The organism is Micromonospora sp. WMMC241 (genome assembly GCF_027460165.1).
Lineage (GTDB): Bacteria > Actinomycetota > Actinomycetes > Mycobacteriales > Micromonosporaceae > Micromonospora > Micromonospora humi.
In genome coordinates this window covers 6,512,212-6,532,655 of sequence record NZ_JAPZBF010000001.1, presented here as the reverse complement: position 1 = coordinate 6,532,655, position 20,444 = coordinate 6,512,212, and the positions used below count along the sequence as shown (strand labels likewise).

Here is a 20,444-nt window from a genome sequence, read left to right as displayed (position 1 = left end):
CCGGCCGGCGGGCCGGAGCGCCGTCCGCAGACCTTCCACCCGCAGAGGAGACGATCATGAGCCTCACCCCGTCCGGGCTGGGCACCGTACTCGACCTCGGTCCCGGCGAGGAGCTAGCCGACGCCTGCCGGCGCGCGGCGACCGGCACCGGTGTCGCGCTGGTCCGCGGCCTCGACCTCGACGAGCGCCGCTTCCAACGGTTCGTCCACGACCTCGGCGACACCGTCGACCACAAGTTCGGCGAGGGGCGCGCGGACCTGCTCCAGCTGAACGCCTCCGCGGAGGACGGCAAGGTGGTGACCGGGCGGGGACCGCTGCCGCTGCACACCGACGGTCTGCTCGTCGGGGAGCGGACCGACCTGATCGTCCTGTACGCGTCGCGGTTCGCCGACCGGCCCGGATCCGGCGAGACCACCGTGTGCGACCAGCTCTCCGCCTGGCGGGAGATGCCGGACGACCTGCGGGAGGTCGTGGAGCGGACCGGGTTGGAGTATCTGGTCGAGGAGCGGGGCTACTTTCCCACCGTCCCGGCGGACTGGTACGAGATCCCCACCGTGCGCGACTACGGCCGGGTTCGCTCCCTCAACCTGACCCTGCGGTTCCCGCCGGGTGTCCCCCGGGGCTGGCAGGTGCGGGTCAAGGGCACCGACGAGGCCACCTCGGAGCGCTTCTTCGCCCGGCTCGGCGAGTTCCTGCACCGCCCCCGCTACCTCTACCAGCACTCGTGGCGGGTCGGTGACCTGCTCGTCATCGACAACCAACGGACCCTGCACGGGCGCACCGCGATCAGCGACGAGGGCGTACGTCTGCTGCTGCGGGGTCAGGTCACCCTCGCCGCGACCCGGGTCGGCCGATGAGCGTGCTGTACGACGCCGTCCGGCAGGTCGCGGCGGAACGCGGCGATCGTGTCGCGGTGCGTGCCGCCGACGGCCGGGAGATCTCGTACGCCGAGCTGATCCGGCTGGTCGACCGGCTGACCCACGGCCTGTTGACGGTCGGGGTGGCACCGGGCGACATGGTGGCCACCCGGCTGACGAACAGCCCCGGGTACGTGGGTCTGATCCTCGCCCTGGCCCGGTCGGGCGCGGTGCACGTGCCGATCAGCGTGTCCGCCGGGCCGGACTCGGTGGACTGGTCGGTCGGTCGCAGCACGCCGCGGCTGTTGGTCGCCGAGCCCGGCCACGTACCGCCGACCCGTCGGGTGGAGACGGTGGTGCTGGACGACCTGCTCGCCGGCGGCGCGGCACCGGGCGCGACGAGCGTGCCGAGCGGGCGCGCCGGGCTGTTCCGGCTGCTGGAGACCACCGGCTCCACCGGGTTCCCGAAGCTGGTCGGCTGGCGGCAGGACGACCTGCTGGCGGACCGGACGGCCTGGCTGTCGTACCTCGGGATCACCGCGGACGACGTGTTCCTGACCATGCATCCGTTGGACGTGGCGCACGGCGCCGACGTACACCTGTTCCCGGCGCTCCTGGCCGGTGCGCGGCTGGTGCTGTCCGACCCGGAGGCCCCGCCGCACCACCTCCTCGACGACCTCGACCGGTCGGGCGCCACGGTGTTCAGCGCGCTGCCCCGACACTACGAACTGCTCGCCGGGCACGGCCCCCGGGACCTGTCCCGGCTACGCCTGCCGCTCTGCGGCGGGGCGTACCTGAGCCCGGAGGTCGTCACGCGGGCCCGGGGCAGCCTCGGCATCCGGATCCGGCGGATCTACGGTTCGACGGAGTTCGGCATCGTCCTGGGCAACCTCGACGACGTGCCGCAGGAGGACCGCGGGATGCGTCCGCTGCCCGGGGTGGTGGTGACCCTGGAGCCGCTGGTCGCCGGCGTGCCCGAGGTCGGGGAGATCCTCGCCCGGTCACCGCACACGAGCACCGGCTACCACGGGGACGCGGCGGCGACCGCGCACGCCTTCCAGGACGGCTGGTACCGCACGGGTGACGTGGCCGAGCGCACTCCTTCGGGGGAGTTCCGGGTGCTCGGCCGTGCCGCCGACGCGCTTGCCGCCGACGGGGGCGGCTTGCGGTTCGCACCGCAGGTCGAGGCCGCGCTGCAGGCGTGCGGGCCGGTGGGTGAGGCCGCCGTGCTGCCGCCGCTGCCCGGATCGGAACCGTTCGTCGTGGTCACCGGCGTGTCCGGGGTCGACGCCGCGGCCGTGCGGTCGGCCGCGGAGGGCGTGCTGGGGGAGCAGGGGCTGGCGATGCCGGTTCGGGTGGTCGAGCGGATTCCGCACACCCCGGTCGGCAAGCTCGACAAGCCCCTCATCCGGCGGCGTCTCGGTTAGGGGTACGACCCGGCCGGGTGTTGTATGCAAGTCCGTACTTGCCTATTGTGGTGGGCGTGGGCGACGTCTACCAGGCACTGGCCGACCACACCCGCCGCCTGATCCTCGACGAGCTGACCGAACGCGACGGTCAGACGCTCTTCGAGATCTGCGGCCGGTTGGCGACCAGGCACCAGGTCGGCTCGTCCCGGCAGGCGATCTCCCAGCACCTCGACGTCCTGGAGGCCGCCGGCCTGATCGTCACGCGGCGGCAGGGTCGCTACAAGTTCCACCACCTCGACACCCGCCCGCTGCGGTCCATCGCCGAGCGATGGCTCAGGTCCGAACCCACCGAGGAGACGCCATGAGGATCAACCTGACGAGCGTGTACGTCGACGACCAGGAGAAGGCGCTGCGCTTCTACACCGAGGTGCTGGGCTTCCGGAAGAAGACGGACGTGCCGACCGGCGAGCACCGCTGGTTGACCGTCGTCTCGCCGGACGCGCCGGACGGCGTCGAGCTGCTGCTGGAGCCCGACGCGCACCCGGCCGCCAAGGCGTTCAAGGAGGCGCTGGCCGGCGACGGCATTCCGCTCACGCAGTTCGCGGTGGACGACGTCGCGGCCGAGCACGAACGGCTGCGCGGCCTCGGGGTGCTGTTCACCCAGGAGCCCGTCGACATGGGCCCGGTGGCGACCGCGGTGTTCGACGACACCTGCGGCAACCTGATCCAGATCGCGCAGTACAAGTAGCGGCGTCAGCCCAGCCGGTCGAGCAGGTCGCGGCTGCGGCTCACCACCAGCGCGGTCGCCTCCGCGTCGTACGACGGGAGCGAGCGGTCGGTGAACAGGTGCCGGTCGCCGGGATAGACGAACAGCTCACCCCGCTCGGGTCCGACGATGGACACCAGCTCGCGAGCGGCGTCGACGTCGCCCTCCAGCCCGAAGAACGGGTCCCGCTCCATGCCGTGGACCTGCACCGCCACGCCGTCGGGCCAGGGGCCGATCGCCCACTCCCCGGTGACCGGCAGGCAGGCCTCGTAGAGCAGGGCGGCGCGGGCGCCGGGCCGGGTCTGGGCGAGGCGCTGGGCGATGGCCGCGCCCCAGGAGACGCCGGCGTAGACCAGGTCGGGACGTAGCTCGGCGGCGATCCGGTCGGCGTGCTGGTCGAGGACGTCGGCGCCGATCCGCTTGGTGAGGGCGGAGCCCTCCTCGACGCTCCCCGGCAACTCGCCGTCGAAGAGGTCGGGGACGTGCACGGTGTGCCCGCCGGCGCCGAGCGCGTCGGCGAGGGCGCGGACGCCGTCGGTGCGCCCCTGCAGGTGGTGGAAGAGGAGGATCTCGGCCATCTCTAGACTCCTGACTGTCGGACCAGAATCATCGAACGAACCAGAATCTTAGAACGGTCGAGAAATGTCGGTCAATCAGCGGATCCCGGACTACGACCTCGACGACCTGCTCGTGGTGACCGCACCGGAGCAACTGCGCGCGCTCGCCGACCCCCTGCGCGGCACCATCCTGGAGTTGCTCCTGGAGCGCGCCGCCACGGTGAACGAACTGGCCGCCGCGGTCGACCGACCCAAGAGCAGCGTGGCCTACCACGTGAACCAACTGGTCGACGCCGGTCTGCTGCGGGTGGTGCGGACCCGCCGGGTCCGGGCCATCGAGGAAAGGTTCTACGGCCGGGCGGCCCGCACCTTCTACGTCGGCGCGCTCCACCGGCCGGAGGACAAGCAGGTCGTCGCGCGGATCAACGGACTCGCCGAAGCCGCGGCCGAGGCGGCCGCCGCGCACGCTGCCGACGAGCTGCGATGCACGCTGGTGCACGCGCGCATCCCGATCGAGGACGTGCGGGAGTTCTGGGCCGAGGTGCAGGCACTGGCCCGGCGGTTCGCGCAGATCCCCCGCGCCGGCGACCAGGTGTACGGCTTCGCCGCCGGGCTCTATCCGACCGACGCGCCCACCCTGCCCGATGCGGATCCCTCATCCGAGGCGCCGGCAGCCGGCGGGGGCGCGCCGGAGCGGGAACCGGGCGCAGGCTAGCGTCGGAGCGTGAGCACCGGATCCCCCCGCGTCCTGCCCGCCGGCAGCGGCATCGACGAGGCCGCCGCCGTCCTGCGCGCCGGCGGGCTGGTCGCGTTCCCCACCGAGACGGTCTACGGACTGGGCGCGAACGCGTTGGACGCCCGCGCCGCCGCGCGGATCTTCGAGGCGAAGGCCCGGCCCAGCTTCGACCCGCTGATCAGCCACCTGGCCGACGCCGCCGACCTGCCCGGGCTGGTCGGCGCGGTGCCGCCGGCCGTGGCCGCGCTGGTCGAGCGGTTCTGGCCCGGCCCGCTCACGCTGATCGTGGACCGGCCCGCCGCGATCCCGCCGATCGTCACCTCCGGGCTGGAGACGATGGCGGTGCGGGTGCCCGACGAACCGGCCGCCCGGGCACTGATCGCCGCCGCCGGGGTGCCGGTCGCCGCGCCGAGCGCCAACCGGTTCGGGCAGCTCAGCCCCACCCGGGCCGAGCACGTGGTGGCCGGGCTGGGCGGCGCGGTGGACGTGGTGCTCGACGGCGGACCCACCCGGTGCGGCATCGAGTCGACGATCGTGGACGCCCGGGGCGAGCGGCCCGTGGTGCTCCGGCTCGGCGCGCTGCCGGTCGAGGCGCTCGTCGAAGCGGTCGGCCCGGTCGAGGTACGCCAGGGCAGCTCCGGCCAGCCGGTCGCGCCCGGCACGCTGGCCGCGCACTACGCCCCGCGTACCCCGTTGCGGTTGGGCACGGCGGTCGACCGCGACGGCGGCCGGCGTGGGTTCCTGGCCTTCCGGGAAGCACCGGCGGACGGCGACTGGGCGGCGGTGGAGGTGCTCGCGCCCGACGGTGACCTGACCGCGGCGGCCGCGCGGCTCTTCGACGCGCTGCACCGGCTCGACGCGGCCGGGGTGGCCGGGATCGTGGCCGAGCCGGTGCCCGACGAAGGGGTCGGGCGGGCGATCAACGACCGGCTGCGAAGGGCCGCCGCGACCTGGCACTAGCGGGCCGGTCAGTGCGCACCGGGCTGTGGCAGGCGATCCACCAGCCGGGTCAACGCGCCGTTGGCGAACGTCGCACCGAGCGCCGAGCCGGTGGCGATGGTCCAGCCCACCGGGCCCAGCGGGGTGCAGCCGAAGAACTGGCTGACCCCGGGCGTCTGCACCACCAGGACCAGCACGCCGACCGACGCGGCGGTGGCGGCCAGCACGGTCGGGCTGGTGCCGCCGGCCAGCACGGTCTGGCCGAGCTGGGTGCCGATCAACGAGGCGAGCGCCACGGTGCCGGCCCGGCGTCGCGTACCTGTCCACCGGGCCAACGTCCAACCCGCTGTCGCGCCCAGCGTGGTCGCCGCGGCCCGCAACCCGATCTCCCGGGTCATGGTGGCGCCCAGCGACGAGTCCGGCCCCTCCCGCAGCAGATGGTCGGTGCGGTCCTCGGCGGGCGGGCGGACCGCGATGGCCAGCGCCGGCGCCAGGTCGGTGAGCAGGTTGACCAGCAGCAGTTGCCGGCCGGTGAGCGCGGACCGGCCGGTCGAGGCGGCGGTCAGCACGCTGAACGCGATCTCGCCGAGGTTGCCGCCGACCAGGATGCTCAACGCGTGCCGGACCGACGACCACATGGCCCGCCCCTCCACCAGCGTGGCGATGATCGTCTCCAGCCGGTCGTCGGTGACCACCAGGTCGGCGGCGGCGCGGGCGGCCGGGGTGCCGCGCTGGCCGAGCGCGATGCCGACGTCGGCCAGGCGGATCGCCGGGGCGTCGTTGGCGCCGTCACCGGTCATCGCCACGGTCCGGCCCCGGCGCTGCAACGCCTGGATGATCCGCACCTTGTGCGCGGGCGTGCAGCGAGCCACCACGTCGGTGGCCATCAGCCGCTCGGCGAGCGCGGCGTCGTCGAGCCGGTCCAGGTCGGTGGCGGTCACCACCCGCTGCTGCCCGTGGTCCGGGCTGATCGTCGCGGCGATCGCCTCGGCGGTGGCCGGATGGTCACCGGTGATCATGACGGTGTGCACGCCCGCCTTCCGGATCCGCTCCACCGCCGGCCGGGCGCTCTCCCGCACCCCGTCCGCGAGCGTCAGGAAACCCACGAAGACCAGGCCGTCCACCTGCTCGTCGGTGACCGCGTCGGTGGAGACACGGCACTCGGCCAGGGCGAGGATGCGGTGCCCGGCACCGGCCCGGGCAGCAAGCATCGCCTGCACCTCGTCCCGGCCGGCCGCGTCCAACGGCCGGTCGCCGGCGGCGGTACGCCGGGACGCGCAGCGCGGCAGCACCGACTCGGGTGCGCCCTTCACGCTGAGCAGCGACCCGTCCGCGGTGCGCCCGACCGTGGCGCTGTAACCCCGGGACGGCTCGAACGGCAGCCCACCGGTCGCGGTCCAGTCCGCCGCCCCGGTGCGCTCGGTCACCCCGGCCGCGTTCGCGCCCCGGCGTACCGCCCGGTCGGTCTGCTGCGGCAGCTCGTCCGGGTCGGCCGCGGCCGGGGTGGCCCGCAGCCCCGCCGCCAGCGTCGACCGGAGCGCGTCGTCCAGGCGGTCCGCCGGGGCGTACCTGTCGTCGCCGGTGCCCACGCCGGCCAGCAGCAGCTTCCCCTCGGTCAGCGTGCCGGTCTTGTCGAAGCAGAGCACGTCCACCCGACCCAGCGCCTCGATCGTGCGCGGGTTGCGCACCAGCGCGCCGTGCTCGGCCAGCCGCCGCGCGGCCGCCAGCTGCGCGGCGCTGACCAGGAACGGCAGCCCCTCCGGCACCGACGCCACGGCCAGGTTCGCGGCGGTCGCCGCCGTCTCGGCCAGGGGTACGCCCCGCAGCAGCCCCGCCCCGGCGACGGCGATCGCCGAGCCGGCCGCCAGCGGTACGGCGGTGCTGGTCAGCTTGCCGAGCCGGGCCTCCACCCCGCTGGCCGGCGGGGCCTGCCGGGCCAGGGCCAGGCTCCGGCCCGACTCCGTCTCCGCGCCGGTGGCCACCACCACGGCGGTGCCGTGCCCGGCGGCCACCGTGGTGCCCTCGAAGAGCATCGAGTGCCGCTCGGCGATCGCCGCCGCGACCACCGGTTCGGGGTTCTTCGCCACCGGCAGCGACTCGCCGGTCAGCGACGACTCGTCGGCCTCCAGACCGTCGCTGCTGAGCACGCGGCAGTCCGCCGGTACGGCGTCGCCGGAACCGACGCTGATCACGTCGCCGGGCACCAGGTCCTCGGCGGGCACCACCCGTTCCGCGCCGTCGCGCCGCACCCGGGCGGTCACCGCCGAGCGGGACAGCAGCTCGGCCAGGGAACGTTCGGTGTTGCGCTGGTGCACCGCGCCGATCAGCGCGGAACCGCCGACCAGGCCGCCCACCAGCGCCGCGTCGACGAGTGAGCCGAACGTGGCGGACAGCACCGCCCCGGCGGCCAGCACCGGGGTGAGCGGGTTGGACAACTCGTCGACGAACGCGCGGAGCAGCCCGGCCGGTCCGTGCCCGTCGCCGGTCTCCGCGCCCCGGCGGCGGCCGGCCTCCTCGCCGGTCAGCCCGGTCGGACGGGAGCCGAGCTGCGCCAGGACGGTCTCCACCGGCATCAGGTGCCAGGCGGTGAGCGCGGGCGTCGGGGTGCCGGTGCGGTCCGGCAGCCGGTGGGCCCGGAAGACGCCGTGCGCGAACGCGACCGCGGCGGCGCCGTTCACGGCTGCCATGGTCCGGCCGGGCAGCTGCCGCCGGTCGGCGGTGAACGCGCCGAGCGCGCCGAGCCCGCTGCCGGCCATGGCGATCCGGATGTTCTGCCCGGTCATCCGGCGCGCCACCCCGGCGGCGTCGACGAGCAGGGCCGGGATTCGCAGGTCGTCGCCGACCAGCAGGTGCGCGCCCCACGGGGGCAGGTCGTCCGGCCCGGACACGCCGACACCGCAGTCGGCGGCGGCGAGCGCCCGACGCTCCCCGGAGACCACCAGCACCACCGCGCCCTCGCGTTGCAGGTCACGGACCGCGTCGCCGAGCCCGGTCCCGCCCGGCACCCGCCGGTCGGCGAAGTCGTACCGGCCGTCCTCGGCACCGCCGATCACCAGCCGGAATCCGGCCTGACGGGCGGCGGACACCAGCGCGTCCACCCCGGGGGCGGGTTCCGGCTCGACCCGCAGCACGGCGACGAGCCGACCGTCCCGGGCCAGGCCGAGCAGCCGTCCCCCGCCGGCGCGCAACCGCTCGCTGTCCGGGCTGTCACCGGGGTCCTCCGCGTCGAGGCGGTCCAGGGGCCCGATCCGCCACCCGTCGTCGGCCCGTACGGCGTCCGGGTCGGCCGGGTCGAACAGCGCGAACGCGCGGGCGGCCACCTGCCCGGTGTCGGCGCCGGGCAACGGCGCCAGGTCGGCCAGCACACCCCGGTCGGAGCCGAGCACCGCGGCGTCCAGCAGCACGGTGTCGATCCGGTCCAGCTCGCGCAGCACGCTCCGGTCCATGGCGATCACGCCGCGCCGGGCCAGCATCCGGCCCAGCTGTGCCGCGTACCCCTCGCGACCGCTGCCCGGCGCCTTGGGCAGCGAGGAGAGCGCCAGTGCGGCAGCCCGCTTGCCGCCGGCCACCGGAACCGCCGCGGCCCCGGCCACCGCGCCGGCGGCGAGCATCCGCTGGACGTAGCGCTCGGCCGGCCCGTGCGGGACCGGGCAGGGCCGCTCACCGTCCGGCACCCGGGCGACCGCCCGGTCCGGGTCGCCGGTCAACCTCGGCTCGGCCCGGCTCCAGGCGGCGAGCTGGGCCCGCGCCTCGCCCCACTGCACCACCCGCTGCGCCCCGTCGAGCACGATGCCGGCCCAGCCGCCGGTGAGACCTTGCACCACCGCCTCGGCGAGCGGGAAGAGCACCTCGGCGCGGGGGTCGGCACGCAGGCCCCGATCGGCCAACGCGTGCAGCTTCGGGTGCAGGTCGACCGCGTTCAGCAGGCCTGCCACCTCACCGGGTACCGGGGTGAACGGCAGGATCCGGGTGGCCGCGGAGATGGTCAGGCCGAGCGCGTCGGAGGCGAGCGCGCCGAGCGTACGAGGGGTGCGGGGGCCCTCCTCGGGCGGATGCGGCGGCGGGATCTCCGGGTCCGGCTCGTACGGGCAGGTCCGCTCGGCGCGGGTCACCGTGTCGATGAGGTCGCGCAGCTTCGGTGCCGGCTCCCGGGTCGCCACCACCACCCGGCCGGACGGCGCGTTCACCCGGGCCCAGGCCACACCCGGCACGGCCTCCAGCGCCGCCTCGACCTGCCGGGCCAGCCCGTCGCCGCCGTCCTGGCAGACGCCGTGCACCTCGATGTGGTGCCGGCCGTCCCGCGACCACACCCGGCGCCGGGTCAGCCCGGTCAGCCGGGCCAGCCGGGCGGCGGCGGCGCCCACGCTCCCCGCCGCCTCGGTGACACCGGGCGGCACGGCGGCGCCGGGCAGGGCCGATCCGACGGTACGCGCGACCCGAGCCATGGCGTCCGGCACGGCGGCCGGCGACAGCAGGAGACCGGCGAAGCCGTACGCCATCTCGCCTCCCGGAGTCGTCCCGGCGGCCCGACTTCCCGGCGCGGCGTCCGTTATGCCCCCGGGGTGGGGGAAGTTTCCCCACTGACCGGGGCATGGACGCCGGGGGCGGTGGAATGCCGGTGGGGTCGATGCCGTCGTCGTTACCGGGGAGGCAGGGATGAGCACGTTGACGCGACACCTGAGCGGAGCGCGGGAGACGGTCCGGGCGTACAGCCGACGGGTGGACGTCCCGCTGCTGGGTGAGGTGGCCGTGCCTCCGCCGGACAAGCTGGCCTACTACGCCGGTGTCGGCGTGCTCGCCGCTCTGCAGGTGATCGAGTGGCCGCTCGCGCTGGTCATCACCGCCGGGCACGTCCTCGCCGACCAGCACGCCTCCGGCCTGGCGAAGGGCATCGGTGAGGCGTTGGAGACCGCCTGACGAGACCGGGCCCACAGTTGACCTCAACCGCGGTTGAGGTCACAGGCTGGAGCCCATGACGACCACCGCCACCGCGCCCGACGCATCTCCGGTCGACCTGTGGTCGCCGGGACTGCGGGCGATGACCGTGGGCAGCGTCGCCCTGGTGTCGCTGCTCGCGTTCGAGGCCCTGGCGGTCGGCACCGCCATGCCGACGGTCGCGCGCAGCCTGGGCGGGCTCGGCCTGTACGCGCTGGCCTTCGGTGGGCCGTTCGCCTCCGGGGTGGTGGCGATGGTGGCCTCCGGCATCTGGTGCGACGCGCGCGGTCCCCGCCCGGCCATGTGGCACGGCGTGGCCTGGTTCGTCGCCGGCCTGGCGCTGGCGGGTGCCGCCACCAGCATGGGTGTGCTGGTCGCCGGGCGGGTGGTGCAGGGCTTCGGCTCCGGTCTGCTCTCGGTGGCGCTCTACGTGATCGTCGGGCACGCGTACCCGGAGCGGTTGCGGCGGCGGATGTTCGCCGCATTCGCCGCCGCCTGGGTGGTGCCGTCGCTGGTCGGGCCGGCGTTGGCCGGCCTGATCGTGGAGCACCTGGGCTGGCGGTGGGTGTTCCTGGCGGTGCCGGCGGTGGCGGTGCCGGCGGTGTTGCTGGTCCAGCCGGGGCTGCGGTCGCTGGCCGGCACCGTACCGACCCGACCGTCGGCCGGGGCGCTGGCCCGGGTGGCCTGGGCCTGCGGGGCGGGGGCGAGCGCCGCACTGCTGCACCACGGGGGGCAGCAGCGCGGCGTGCTCGCCGCCGCGCTCATCACGGTGGCGTCGGCCGGGCTGCTCACCTGCGTACCCCGGTTGTTGCCGCCCGGGTTCCTGCGGGCGGCGCGCGGGTTGCCGACGGTGATCGGCCTGCGCGGCCTGGCCTCGGCGGCGTTCGTCGGCGCGGAGGTGGTGATCCCGTTGATGCTCTCCCGGGAGCGTGGCTTCTCGCCGACCGGCGCCGGGCTGGTGCTGACCGTGGGGGCGCTGTCCTGGTCGGTGGGTTCGTGGATCCAGGGCCGCATCGCCGCGCCCCGCTCCACCGCCACCCTGCCCCGGGCCGGGCTGGCCTGCATCGCCGTCGGCACGGCTGGCGTCGCGTCGGCGTTGCTGCCGGGGATCCCGGTGGCGCCGGCGGTGCTCGCCTGGGCGGTCGCCGGCCTGGGCATGGGGCTGCTCTATCCCTCGCTGTCGGTGCTCACCCTGGAGTTGTCCGCCCCGGCCGAGCAGGGCCGCAACTCCTCGGCGCTGCAACTGGGCGACTCGCTGGCGGCGGCCACCGTGCTGGCGCTGACCGGGGCGGTGCTGGCGAGCGGCTCGTCACCCGGCCCGGCGAGCTACGCGGCCACGCTGGCCGTCGCGGCCGGCTGCGGCCTGCTCGGCCTGCTGCTGGCCGGTCGCGTGACGCCCCGGCCGGCCGGCTGACGGGCGATGCGCGACGGCGGCGTGGCGTGCCAGGCGGCCGTCGTGTTCACGCAGCGTGACGCCATCGAAAGAAGGCATCACTTTTCGGCGTCATACCCCTCGGTCATATTTATGACTGATAGGTATGACGCGCAAAGGTAGACCCTTCTGCTGAGCGAACCCGGTCGTCGCAACGTGCGCGCCGGCGGCCCGCGCCGGCAGCCCGTTCCCCGCGGCCGGTCACGATCCTGCGCGGTGTTCCGTCCCCTGTCCGGCCGGAGTCGACAGGCTTGGACCGGCGGCGAAGCGGACCGCCGCGCGGCGATCGAGCGGGAGGATGGGGCGATGCGGGTGTTGGTGACCGGGGCGACCGGACGGCTCGGGCGGGTGGCGGTGCCCCGGCTGCGGAACGAGGGGTTCAGCCTCCGGGCGGTGAGCCGCCGGCCCGATGCCAATGCCGGTGACAGCGACGGCGGCGGGGACGGCGTCGAGTGGATGGCCGCCGACCTGGCCACCGGCGCCGGGCTGGCCGAGGCGGTCGCCGGGACGGACGCGGTGCTGCACCTGGCCTCGTCACCGAACCGGCGCACCTACGAGATCGACGTACTCGGCACCCGCCGGCTGACCGTGGCCGCCGGCCACGCCGGGGTGCGGCACCTGGTGTACGTGTCGATCGTCGGCGTCGACCGGGTGCCGCTCGGCTACTACCGGCACAAACTCGCGGCCGAGCAGGTGGTGGCCGCCGGGTCGGTGCCGTGGAGCGTGCTGCGGGCGACCCAGTTCCCCGGCTTCCTGGCGGAGCTGCTCGCCGGCGCCAGCCGGTTGGGCCCGGTGCTCGGGGACCCGGCCGTGCTCGCCCAGCCGGTCGACCCCGGCGAGGTGGCGGACCGGCTCGCGGTGCTGCTGCGCGCCGGGCCGTCGCACCGGGTGGAGGACTTCGGCGGCCCCGAGGTGCTCCGCTTCGACGAGGCCGCCCGGGCCTGGCTCGCGGCCCGCCGGTCCCGCCGGCCGCTGCTGCCGGTCCGGATCCCGGGGCGGCTCGGGCGGGAGTTGCGCGCCGGCGCCCTCACCACCACCGCCACGCCGACGGGCACCCGCACCTGGGCGGACCACCTCGCTCACACGTACGGGGGAACGGGTCGAAGATGAGCGCCGGTCGCGTCCCGGTCGGCCTAGCGTGGCCTTCATGCTGGTCTTCGTCGCCACCGTGGTGCTCTACGTCTTCGGCTTCGTCTTCCTCTACGGCGTGATCCGGGTCGGCGTCCGGCACGGGATCCAGGACGCCGAGGCGAACCGCCCCGAGGCGCCGCAGCGGCGCCAGCTCACCGGGGTGTAAGGCGGGGCCCCCTGTTAACGGATTCGGTAGAGGAGGGGGCCCCTCTTAACCGTGCCGAGCGGGCGGCCGGCGCAGGTGCGAGGATCGCCCCGTGATGGGAACGTTGAAGACCGAGCCGGCCCGTGCCCGGCTGGACCTGTTGGCGCCGCCGGTCGCCGCGGCGGTGGAACGGTGGCCGGACGAGGCGCCTGTCGACGTGGACGAGGTGCTGGTCGCCCCGATCGACGCCGAGCTGGCCGACACCGCGGCCTTCTGCGCGGCGTACGAGGTGGGGCTGGAGGAGTCGGCCAACTGCGTGGTGGTCGCCGGCAAGCGTGGCGGCGAGACCCGCTACGCCGCCTGCATCGTGCTCGCCACCACCCGCGCCGACGTGAACGGCGTGGTCCGCAAGCTGCTCGACGTCCGCAAGGCGAGCTTCGCGCCGATGGCCGAGGCGGTGGAGCTGACCGGCATGGAGTACGGCGGAATCACCCCCATCGGGTTGCCCGAGGAGTGGCCGATCCTGGTCGACGCGCGGGTCATCGCCACGCCGCACGTGATCATCGGATCGGGCGTACGGCACAGCAAGATCGCCCTGCCCGGGCCGGCGCTCGGCGCGCTGCCCGGGGCGAGGGTGGTGGAGGACCTGGCCAGGCCGGCCTAGGGCCTCACCCGCATCGATCTTGTTCCACGTGAAACATCACGCGGACGCCTCCCGCTGGGCCACCTCGCGCAGCGCCGCGAGCAGCGTCTCCGGCTCCTGGGCGCCGGTGACCGCGTACTTTCCGGCCAGCACGAAGGTCGGCACGCTGGAGACGCCGAGCTGGTGCGCGGCGCTCAGCTCGGCCGCCACCTCGCGACGGCCCAGGTTCGACTCCAGATAGCCGCGCGCCTCGCTCTCGTCCAGGCCCACCTCGGCGGCGAGTGCGACAAGCGCGTCGATCGAGCCGACGTCGAGCCCGTCGGAGAAGTGCGCCCGATAGAGGCGCTCGACCATCTCGGCGGCACGACCCCGCTCGGCGGCGAACCGCACCAGCCGGTGCGCGTCGAAGGTGTTCGCCGCCACCGCCCGGTCGAACCGTAGGTCGAGACCGGCGCCCGCGGCGATCCCGGACACGTGGGCGGCCATCTGATCGGCCTTGTCCCGGCCGCCGAACTTGTCGCCCAGTGCGTCGAGCAGCGGCCTCGGCTCGGCCACCGGCGTCGGGTCGAGCTGGAACGGCCGGAAACTGACGGTCACCTTGCCGTCGTACGACTCGATGGCCTGCTCCAGGCGGCGCTTGCCGATCCAGCACCAGGGGCAGGCGACGTCGGCGTAGATCTCGATCTCCATGACCAGCAACAACCCGCAGGTCAGGCGATCTGTTCCCGGACCTGCCGCTTGAGGCGGCCCAGGATGGCCGTGCCGCCGCGGACCCGCAGCGGGCTGATCGCCTGGGCCAGGCCCATCCGCTGGTAGAGGTCGTCCGGCACGGCCAGCACCTCCTCGGCGCTCGCGCCGGCCAACCCCTCGGCCAGGATGCCGGCGAACGCCCGGGTGGTCGGCGCCTCCGGCGGGCAGTCGAAGACCGTGCTCACCGTCTTGTCCGCGTTCACCTCGGCGCGCAGGAAGAACGCGGTCTGGCACTCGGGGACCTGCTCCAGTTCCTCCCGGTCGACTCCCTCGGGCAGGGGCGGGATCACGTCGGCGAACTCCAGCAGCATCTCCAGCACGACGTCGCGCGGGGCGGCGGCGAACTCGTCGACGATCTCGGCCAGCTTGGTCGGCATCTCGGGCATGCGTCGAGGCTATCCGGCCGCTGCCGGGCAGGAGCGGGGTGTTAAGCGGGGGCCCCTCCTCTACCAGAGGCGTTAAGAAGGGGCCCCGCCTTTCACGAGTTGGGGGCGGCCTGGCTGATGTCGCTCAGCGCGGAACTGGGGTCCAGCTGCATCGCCAGGTCACCCAGGGAGACGATGCCGACCAGCTTCCGCTCGTTGTCGCAGACCAGCACCCGCCGGATGTTGCGCTCGCGCATCAACGCGGCCGCCTCGCCCGCCGTGCAGTGCTGCTCGATCATGACGACCTCACGGGTGATGATCGACCCGATCGTGGTGGTGCCCGGGTCGGCCCGTTCGGCCACCGCCCGCACCACGATGTCGCGGTCGGTCAGCACCCCGGCGAGCGTGGCGCCGTCGGTCACCACCACGTCGCCGATGTCCGACTCCTTCATCACCCGGGCCGCCTCGTCCAACGGGGTCTCCGCCGGGAGATAGACCACCTGCTTCGTCATCACGTCACTGACGCGGTACATGAGAGCCTCCGAAACGCCTCGGTCGATCCTTCTGCGGTACCCGGTGGCGCAATCGCTACACCCCGTCGCGGCGCGTCGCGCCCACCTCGTCGAGCAGGCGCGCCACGACGTCCTCCACCGACAGTTCGGTCCGCTCGCCGCCGGCCCGGTCCCGCAGCTCGACGTACCCCTCGGTCAGGCGGCGGCCGACCACGACGGCGCGCGGGATGCCGATCAGTTCGACGTCGGTGAACTTCACCCCGGCGGAGACGTGGGCCCGGTCGTCGACAAGCACCCGCAGGCCGGCGGCGGCGAGGCGCGCGCCGAGCGCCAGCGCCGCGTCGAGCTGCGGCCCCTTCCCGGCCGACACCACGTGTACGTCGCACGGCGCGACAGCGGACGGCCAGACCAGCCCTCGGTCGTCGTGGTGCTGCTCGGCCACGGCGGCGACCGCCCGGGACACGCCGATGCCGTAGCAGCCCATGGTCGGCCGGACCGGCTTGCCCTCGGGGCCGAGCACGTCGACCGCGAACGCGTCGGTGAACCGGCGGCCGAGCTGGAAGATGTGCCCCACCTCGATGCCGCGCCGCAGGGTCAACTCGCCGTCGTCGCAGGCCGAGCAGCTGTCGCCCGGTCGGACCTCGGCCGCCTCGATGGTGCCGTCGGGCACGAAGTCGCGCCCGCACACCACGTCGGTGGCGTGCCGCCCCGGCTCGTTCGCCCCGGTCAGCCAGGTGGTGCCGGTGACGACCCGCGGGTCCACCAGGTAGCGGACGCCGTGCTTGGCCAGGATCTGCGGCCCGAGGTAGCCGCGGACCAGCTCCGGGTGGGCGGCCCAGTCGTCGAAGACGGCGACCGTGGACGGGTGCAGTGCCGCCTCGACCCGCTTCAGGTCCACCTCGCGGTCACCCGGCAGGCCGACGACCAGCAGCTCGGCTCGCTCGGCGCCGGGCCGGCGGACGGTCAGCACCACGTTCTTCAGGGTGTCGGCGGCGGTCCAGCCGGTGCGGCCGGCGAGCGCGCGGTCGTTCGCCAGGTCGACCAGGGACGCGATGGTCGGCGTCTCCGGGGTGTCGTGCACCTCGATCGGCGGGTGCGCGTCCGGGTCTCCGGCCGCCGGCGCGCGGGTCACCACCGCCTCGGTGTTGGCCGCGTAGTCGCAGCGGGTGCAGCCGACGTAGGTGTCCTCACCGACCGGCGTGGCGGCCAGGAACTCCTCCGACGCCGAGCCGCCCATCGCGCCGGACATCGCGTGCACCACGGTGAAGTCCAGCCCGAGCCGGGTGAAGATCCGCTGGTACGCCTCGCGGTGCCGGTCGTAGGCGGCCTGGAGCCCGGCGGCGTCCAGGTCGAACGAGTAGGCGTCCTTCATCAGGAACTCGCGCCCGCGCAGCAGCCCGGCCCGGGGACGGGCCTCGTCCCGGAACTTCGTCTGGATCTGGAACAGCGTCACCGGAAAGTCCCGGTACGACGTGAACAGGTCCTTCACCAGCAGCGCGGCCATCTCCTCGTGGGTCGGCGCGAGCAGGTGCTCGGCACCCCTGCGGTCGGCGAGCGTGAAGATGTCGTCGCCGTACTCGGTCCACCGCCCGCTGGTCCGGTAGGGCTCCGCCGGCAGCAGCGCCGGGAAGTGCACCTCCTGGTCGCCGATCGCGGTCATCTCGTCCCGGACGATCGCAGTGATCCGGTCCAGCACCAGCTTGCCCAGCGGCAGCCAGGTGTAGCCGCCCGGTGCGGCGCGGCGGACGTAGCCGGCGCGGAGCAGCAGCCGGTGGCTCGGGACCTCCGCGTCGGCCGGATCCTCGCGCAGGGTCCGGAGCAGCAGGGTGGACACGCGTAGCAACATGGCCGCAGCGTACGGCGACCAGGCGCGACCGGGCGATCTCATTCCGCCAGGTCCTGTCGCGCTGGTCGCCGGTTCGGGTGCACCCGTGGTCGTCGGGGCGACAACAAGTGCACCCGAAGTCGGGCGACCGTCGTAGTCGTCGGGTAAGAAGGTCGCATGGAAGATCGTCCCCGGTTCTCGTTGACGTCCACCGTCCTCGACGCGCCGTCCGCGCAGGAACTCGCCGTCTTCTACGAGCGGCTGCTCGACTGGCCCCGGCGCGAGGACGAGCACGACTGGGTGGTGCTGGCCCCGCCGGACGGCGGTGCCACGCTGGCGTTCCAGGACGAGCCGGCGTATGTGCGTCCGGTGTGGCCGGCGGGCCCGGGTGACCCGCCGATGATGCTCCACCTCGACATCAAGGTCGACGACCTCGACGTGGCCTCGGCGTACGCGGTGTCGCTCGGTGCCACGGTGGCCGACTACCAACCCCAGGACGACGTGCGGGTGCACCTCGACCCGGTCGGCCACCCGTTCTGCCTCTATCTCTGACCGATCAGCCGGACCTCACAACGGACACCGCCCACCTTGGCGAGTCGGGCGTCACCGGTCACCAGGGGGCAGGCTGCCAACTCCGCTGCCGCGACGTACGCCGCGTCGTAGGTGGAGACGTTTGCTCGGAGCTGCCACATCCGCTCGACCAGCGTGGCGGTCGGGATCTCGTCGATGACCAGCCATTGCAGGGCGTCGACCGCCTCCTGCGCACGTGCGGCTCCCAGCTTCCGCCCGAGGGCCTTGCCCCGGATGACCGACATGACCTCGATCAGCAGGTGCCCGGGTGATGCCCAGTGCGGGTCGGCGATCAGCTCGGATCGTGCGGCGTCGCCCATCGGACCGTCGTCCACGAGGGCGTCGGCAAGGGCGGACGCGTCCACCACGATCATGCAGCGTCGCCCCGGCTTTCGCGCCGGCTCCGCTCGCTTCCGCGCTGGCTGCGCTCGTCGGCCAGGTCGGCCGCGCTCTCCCCCGGCAACGACCGGGTGCCGTCGGACCGCCCGCCGAAGCCGTCCAGGATCGCGCCGTTGCGCAGCCGTCGGGCCTGGGTCTCCACCAACTCCAGCAGGTAGGCCTGGAGCGACTGACCACGCGCCCTGGCCTCGGCGGCGAGCGCGTTCCGAACGTCTTCCGGCACGTCTCGGATCTGTAGCGCAACCATGCATTCATTATGCATGCACGCGCGTTGCTCCGGGGCCCGGCAGTATTCTGCCGGGGTGACCGCCACACCGTCGGCTCGCGCGGTGAGCCAGTACGCGACGACGACAGGCAACCTCACCGCCCGCATCGCGTTGCACGCCTACGGCACCAATCCGCAGGGCTGGTTCGCCTGGCTCGGCGAGCGGCTTCCGCTGGCCGGGGACGTGCTGGAGGTGGGCGCCGGCACCGGCGAGCTGTGGCGTCGCGTGGGCAGACCCGAGACCGGCCTCCGGCTCACCCTGACCGACTTCTCACCAGCCATGTGCGACCGGCTGCGCGAGGTGCCCGGCGCTCGGGTGCAGCGTTGCGACGCCACCCACCTGCCGTACGCCGACGCCGCCTTCGACGCGGTGATCGCCAACCACATGCTCTACCACCTGGACGATCCCGACGCGGCGCTGGCGGAGTTCGCCCGGGTGCTGCGACCCGGTGGGCGGCTCGCCGTCGCCGTGAACGGTCGCGACCACCTCGCCGAGCTGGACGCGCTCGGCCTGGTCATCGACCGACCCGAGCTGGCCGTCGGCGCCCACCGGAACGACGTCACCGCCGAGACGACGCCGGCCCGGGTCGCGGCCCACCTCACCGACGTGACGGTCGAGCGCTACCCCGACGAGCTGGCGGTGCCCGCAGTGGAACCGGTCCTCGCCTACGTCGCCAGCATGATCGGGCCACTCACCGCCGCGCAGGAGTCGGCCGCCCGGGACGTGGTCCAGGCTCGCATCGACGCGGAGGGCGCCTTCCGGGTACGCAAGCACACGGTGCTGATCAGCGCGGTGCGCGACTCCCACTGACCCGCACGAAGGCGCGCCAGGCATCGGGGGTGAAGGTGAGGACCGGTCCGCTCGGGTCCTTGCTGTCGCGCACCCCGACCACGCCGACCAGGTCGTCCGCCACTTCGACGCAGTCGCCCTGCGTGCCGCTGCGGGTGGACTTCCGCCAGATCGCGCCCATCAGCTCCATGACGACATCACTTCCTTCATCAGCTCGGCCGACTGCTGGCGCGGAAGTGCCTCACTCCGCACGCTCTCCCACCTGGACAGCAGGGTAGCCACATCCTCGTCGTTGTCGACCACCACTCCACCGAGCTGGTTCTCCAGATGACCGACCCAGCCGCCGTCGATGCTGCGGGCCAGAGCGAAGGGACCGACGAGCCCGACGTGCATGGTGACCTGGGTCGGCACGATGTGAATATCGATGTGGGGGCGCTCGCTGCACTCGATGAGATGCGTGATCTGCTCGGCCATCAGCCCACGGAACGCCTCGTCGGCCCGGCGTAGGACGGACTCCTCGACAACCGCGATGTACTTCGGATGGTCCTGGCTGGAGAGGATCGACTGGCGGTCCAACCGCACCCCGAGTCGTCGTTCGACCTCGTCGTCGCTGATGAGGTCATCCGTGCGGATCATCGCCCGTGCGTAGTTCTCGGTCTGCAGCAGCCCGGGCACCAAGGTCGGCTGGTAGGTGCGCAACTGCTGGGCCTGGCGTTCGGCTTCCAGCCAGGGGCGGAACCAGCTCGGCTGGCCGTCCCGCTCGGCGAGCTTGAGCAGCGAGGTCAACAGCCCGCCGGTGCCCAGCACCTCGTCGGCCCGTTTCAGGAAGAACCGGTCCAGCGGCCGCTGGCCCAGCTCCACCGCCGACACCTGGGAGTTGGAGAAGTGCACCAGCTTCCCGAACTCCTCCTGGCTCAGCTCGGCCTTGAGCCGCAACCGTCGCAGTTGCGCGCGGATCAGCTCGGCGGTCGGCTCGTTCTCCACCCGGTCTCCTCGATCGCAGGCCGGTTTCTCGGCACCTTCCCGGACCGGCCCCGGCAACTTCCGAGCGTAGTGGCGATATCAGCAGACTGTCACGTATGAATCTTCCCGTGCCTCGGCTCGGGCCGTACCCGGACCGGCCGCGCCCCTATCCGCCCGACCACCCGGCGCACCTGCCGATCCGGCCACTGTGGCTCTGCCGCGCCTGCGGCGCACCGTGGCCCTGCGCCCAGGCCCGTCTGCTGCTCAAGGTCGAGTACGCCGACCAGCCGGTCGACCTGGCCGTCTACCTCTCCGGGCTCTACTACGAGGCCACCCACGACCTGTTCCGCCTCGACCCGCACGGCGGCCCGACCCCGCGCGACCTGTTCGACAGGTTCGTCGGCTGGGGCCCGTACCGGCGCGGGGTCGTCGGCCCGGCCTGAGGACCCGGTCCC

The 20,444-nt window shown here is 74.0% G+C and carries 24 protein-coding genes; 14 read left to right on the top strand and 10 right to left on the bottom strand.

Annotated features, from left to right (window positions below):
- Window positions 1-56: 56 nt before the first annotated feature.
- From O7598_RS29835 to O7598_RS29820, 4 genes are read left to right on the top strand one after another with little or no spacing between them, the layout of a single operon-like run.
- On the top strand, window positions 57-857 hold the full coding sequence (locus O7598_RS29835; protein WP_269694499.1) for a TauD/TfdA family dioxygenase: 801 nt from the start codon (window positions 57-59) through the stop codon (window positions 855-857).
- Complete coding sequence (locus tag O7598_RS29830; protein WP_269694498.1) at window positions 854-2,284, top strand: class I adenylate-forming enzyme family protein; 1,431 nt, start codon at window positions 854-856, stop codon at window positions 2,282-2,284. Before O7598_RS29835 ends, O7598_RS29830 begins: the two co-directional genes overlap by 4 nt.
- A 44-nt stretch (window positions 2,285-2,328) precedes the next feature.
- Window positions 2,329-2,631 carry an ArsR/SmtB family transcription factor gene (locus tag O7598_RS29825; protein ID WP_269695031.1) on the top strand — a complete coding sequence of 101 codons (303 nt, stop codon included), beginning with the start codon at window positions 2,329-2,331 and terminating at the stop codon, window positions 2,629-2,631.
- Window positions 2,628-3,014: a VOC family protein gene (locus O7598_RS29820; protein WP_269694497.1), complete on the top strand. Its 387-nt coding sequence runs from the start codon at window positions 2,628-2,630 to the stop codon at window positions 3,012-3,014. Before O7598_RS29825 ends, O7598_RS29820 begins: the two co-directional genes overlap by 4 nt.
- 5 nt (window positions 3,015-3,019) lie before the next feature.
- Here O7598_RS29820 and O7598_RS29815 read toward each other — a convergent pair whose 3' ends face one another.
- The gene (locus tag O7598_RS29815) at window positions 3,020-3,610 is read right to left on the bottom strand and encodes a dienelactone hydrolase family protein (RefSeq protein ID WP_269694496.1); all 591 of its coding nucleotides are present in this window, start codon (window positions 3,608-3,610) and stop codon (window positions 3,020-3,022) included.
- A 64-nt stretch (window positions 3,611-3,674) separates the two neighbouring features.
- On the opposite strand from O7598_RS29815, the gene O7598_RS29810 reads away from it, so the two are divergent.
- Both O7598_RS29810 and O7598_RS29805 read left to right on the top strand, forming a co-directional pair.
- A complete protein-coding gene (locus tag O7598_RS29810; protein WP_269694495.1) occupies window positions 3,675-4,304 on the top strand; it encodes an ArsR/SmtB family transcription factor in 630 nt (209 codons plus the stop codon).
- A gap of 33 nt (window positions 4,305-4,337) precedes the next feature.
- Window positions 4,338-5,285, top strand: coding sequence for an L-threonylcarbamoyladenylate synthase (locus tag O7598_RS29805; RefSeq protein WP_269695030.1), 948 nt, complete (start codon window positions 4,338-4,340; stop codon window positions 5,283-5,285).
- Window positions 5,286-5,293: 8 nt separating this feature from the next.
- Here the strand turns inward: O7598_RS29805 and O7598_RS29800 are convergent, their stop codons facing one another.
- Entirely contained in the window at window positions 5,294-9,709 is a 4,416-nt protein-coding gene (locus O7598_RS29800) for a cation-translocating P-type ATPase (RefSeq protein ID WP_269695029.1), read from the bottom strand.
- A gap of 211 nt (window positions 9,710-9,920) precedes the next feature.
- Between O7598_RS29800 and O7598_RS29795 the strand changes: the two genes are divergently transcribed.
- The 5 genes from O7598_RS29795 to O7598_RS29775 all read left to right on the top strand — a co-directional run bounded on the left by O7598_RS29795 (window position 9,921) and on the right by O7598_RS29775 (window position 13,571).
- The gene (locus tag O7598_RS29795) at window positions 9,921-10,181 is read left to right on the top strand and encodes a hypothetical protein (protein WP_091061923.1); all 261 of its coding nucleotides are present in this window, start codon (window positions 9,921-9,923) and stop codon (window positions 10,179-10,181) included.
- 55 nt (window positions 10,182-10,236) lie between these two features.
- Window positions 10,237-11,613: an MFS transporter gene (locus O7598_RS29790; protein WP_269694494.1), complete on the top strand. Its 1,377-nt coding sequence runs from the start codon at window positions 10,237-10,239 to the stop codon at window positions 11,611-11,613.
- A 324-nt stretch (window positions 11,614-11,937) separates the two neighbouring features.
- On the top strand, window positions 11,938-12,741 hold the full coding sequence (locus tag O7598_RS29785) for an SDR family oxidoreductase (protein WP_269694493.1): 804 nt from the start codon (window positions 11,938-11,940) through the stop codon (window positions 12,739-12,741).
- Window positions 12,742-12,778: 37 nt separating this feature from the next.
- Window positions 12,779-12,928 (top strand): hypothetical protein, encoded by a 150-nt coding sequence (locus O7598_RS29780; protein WP_175441303.1) that lies wholly within the window; start codon window positions 12,779-12,781, stop codon window positions 12,926-12,928.
- A 94-nt stretch (window positions 12,929-13,022) separates the two neighbouring features.
- Window positions 13,023-13,571: a YbaK/EbsC family protein gene (locus O7598_RS29775; protein ID WP_269695028.1), complete on the top strand. Its 549-nt coding sequence runs from the start codon at window positions 13,023-13,025 to the stop codon at window positions 13,569-13,571.
- Window positions 13,572-13,607: 36 nt separating this feature from the next.
- On the opposite strand, the gene O7598_RS29770 is transcribed toward O7598_RS29775, so the two are convergent.
- The 4 genes from O7598_RS29770 to O7598_RS29755 all read right to left on the bottom strand — a co-directional run bounded on the left by O7598_RS29770 (window position 13,608) and on the right by O7598_RS29755 (window position 17,023).
- Window positions 13,608-14,240 (bottom strand): DsbA family oxidoreductase, encoded by a 633-nt coding sequence (locus O7598_RS29770; protein ID WP_269694492.1) that lies wholly within the window; start codon window positions 14,238-14,240, stop codon window positions 13,608-13,610.
- A gap of 20 nt (window positions 14,241-14,260) precedes the next feature.
- Window positions 14,261-14,686: a SufE family protein gene (locus O7598_RS29765; RefSeq protein ID WP_269694491.1), complete on the bottom strand. Its 426-nt coding sequence runs from the start codon at window positions 14,684-14,686 to the stop codon at window positions 14,261-14,263.
- A gap of 92 nt (window positions 14,687-14,778) precedes the next feature.
- Window positions 14,779-15,198 (bottom strand): CBS domain-containing protein, encoded by a 420-nt coding sequence (locus O7598_RS29760; RefSeq protein WP_269694490.1) that lies wholly within the window; start codon window positions 15,196-15,198, stop codon window positions 14,779-14,781.
- A 55-nt stretch (window positions 15,199-15,253) separates the two neighbouring features.
- Complete coding sequence (locus tag O7598_RS29755) at window positions 15,254-17,023, bottom strand: proline--tRNA ligase (protein WP_269694489.1); 1,770 nt, start codon at window positions 17,021-17,023, stop codon at window positions 15,254-15,256.
- Window positions 17,024-17,179: 156 nt separating this feature from the next.
- Between O7598_RS29755 and O7598_RS29750 the strand changes: the two genes are divergently transcribed.
- Window positions 17,180-17,554 carry a VOC family protein gene (locus O7598_RS29750; protein WP_091061939.1) on the top strand — a complete coding sequence of 125 codons (375 nt, stop codon included), beginning with the start codon at window positions 17,180-17,182 and terminating at the stop codon, window positions 17,552-17,554.
- Here O7598_RS29750 and O7598_RS29745 read toward each other — a convergent pair.
- The gene (locus O7598_RS29745) at window positions 17,545-17,946 is read right to left on the bottom strand and encodes a type II toxin-antitoxin system VapC family toxin (protein WP_269694488.1); all 402 of its coding nucleotides are present in this window, start codon (window positions 17,944-17,946) and stop codon (window positions 17,545-17,547) included. The two genes, O7598_RS29750 and O7598_RS29745, sit on opposite strands and share 10 nt — an antisense overlap.
- Window positions 17,943-18,218 (bottom strand): FitA-like ribbon-helix-helix domain-containing protein, encoded by a 276-nt coding sequence (locus O7598_RS29740; protein WP_269694487.1) that lies wholly within the window; start codon window positions 18,216-18,218, stop codon window positions 17,943-17,945. The genes O7598_RS29745 and O7598_RS29740 overlap by 4 nt, the downstream gene beginning before the upstream one ends.
- A 55-nt stretch (window positions 18,219-18,273) precedes the next feature.
- On the opposite strand from O7598_RS29740, the gene O7598_RS29735 reads away from it, so the two are divergent.
- Window positions 18,274-19,047 carry a class I SAM-dependent methyltransferase gene (locus tag O7598_RS29735; RefSeq protein ID WP_269694486.1) on the top strand — a complete coding sequence of 258 codons (774 nt, stop codon included), beginning with the start codon at window positions 18,274-18,276 and terminating at the stop codon, window positions 19,045-19,047.
- Here the strand turns inward: O7598_RS29735 and O7598_RS29730 are convergent.
- Together O7598_RS29730 and O7598_RS29725 are read right to left on the bottom strand one after the other, a co-directional pair.
- The gene (locus tag O7598_RS29730) at window positions 19,022-19,216 is read right to left on the bottom strand and encodes a DUF397 domain-containing protein (protein ID WP_269694485.1); all 195 of its coding nucleotides are present in this window, start codon (window positions 19,214-19,216) and stop codon (window positions 19,022-19,024) included. The two genes, O7598_RS29735 and O7598_RS29730, sit on opposite strands and share 26 nt — an antisense overlap.
- Window positions 19,207-20,010 (bottom strand): helix-turn-helix domain-containing protein, encoded by an 804-nt coding sequence (locus tag O7598_RS29725; protein WP_269694484.1) that lies wholly within the window; start codon window positions 20,008-20,010, stop codon window positions 19,207-19,209. The genes O7598_RS29730 and O7598_RS29725 overlap by 10 nt, the downstream gene beginning before the upstream one ends.
- Window positions 20,011-20,105: 95 nt before the next feature.
- Here O7598_RS29725 and O7598_RS29720 point away from each other — a divergent pair, with 95 nt between their 5' ends.
- A complete protein-coding gene (locus O7598_RS29720; RefSeq protein WP_269694483.1) occupies window positions 20,106-20,432 on the top strand; it encodes a hypothetical protein in 327 nt (108 codons plus the stop codon).
- Window positions 20,433-20,444 lie beyond the last annotated feature (12 nt).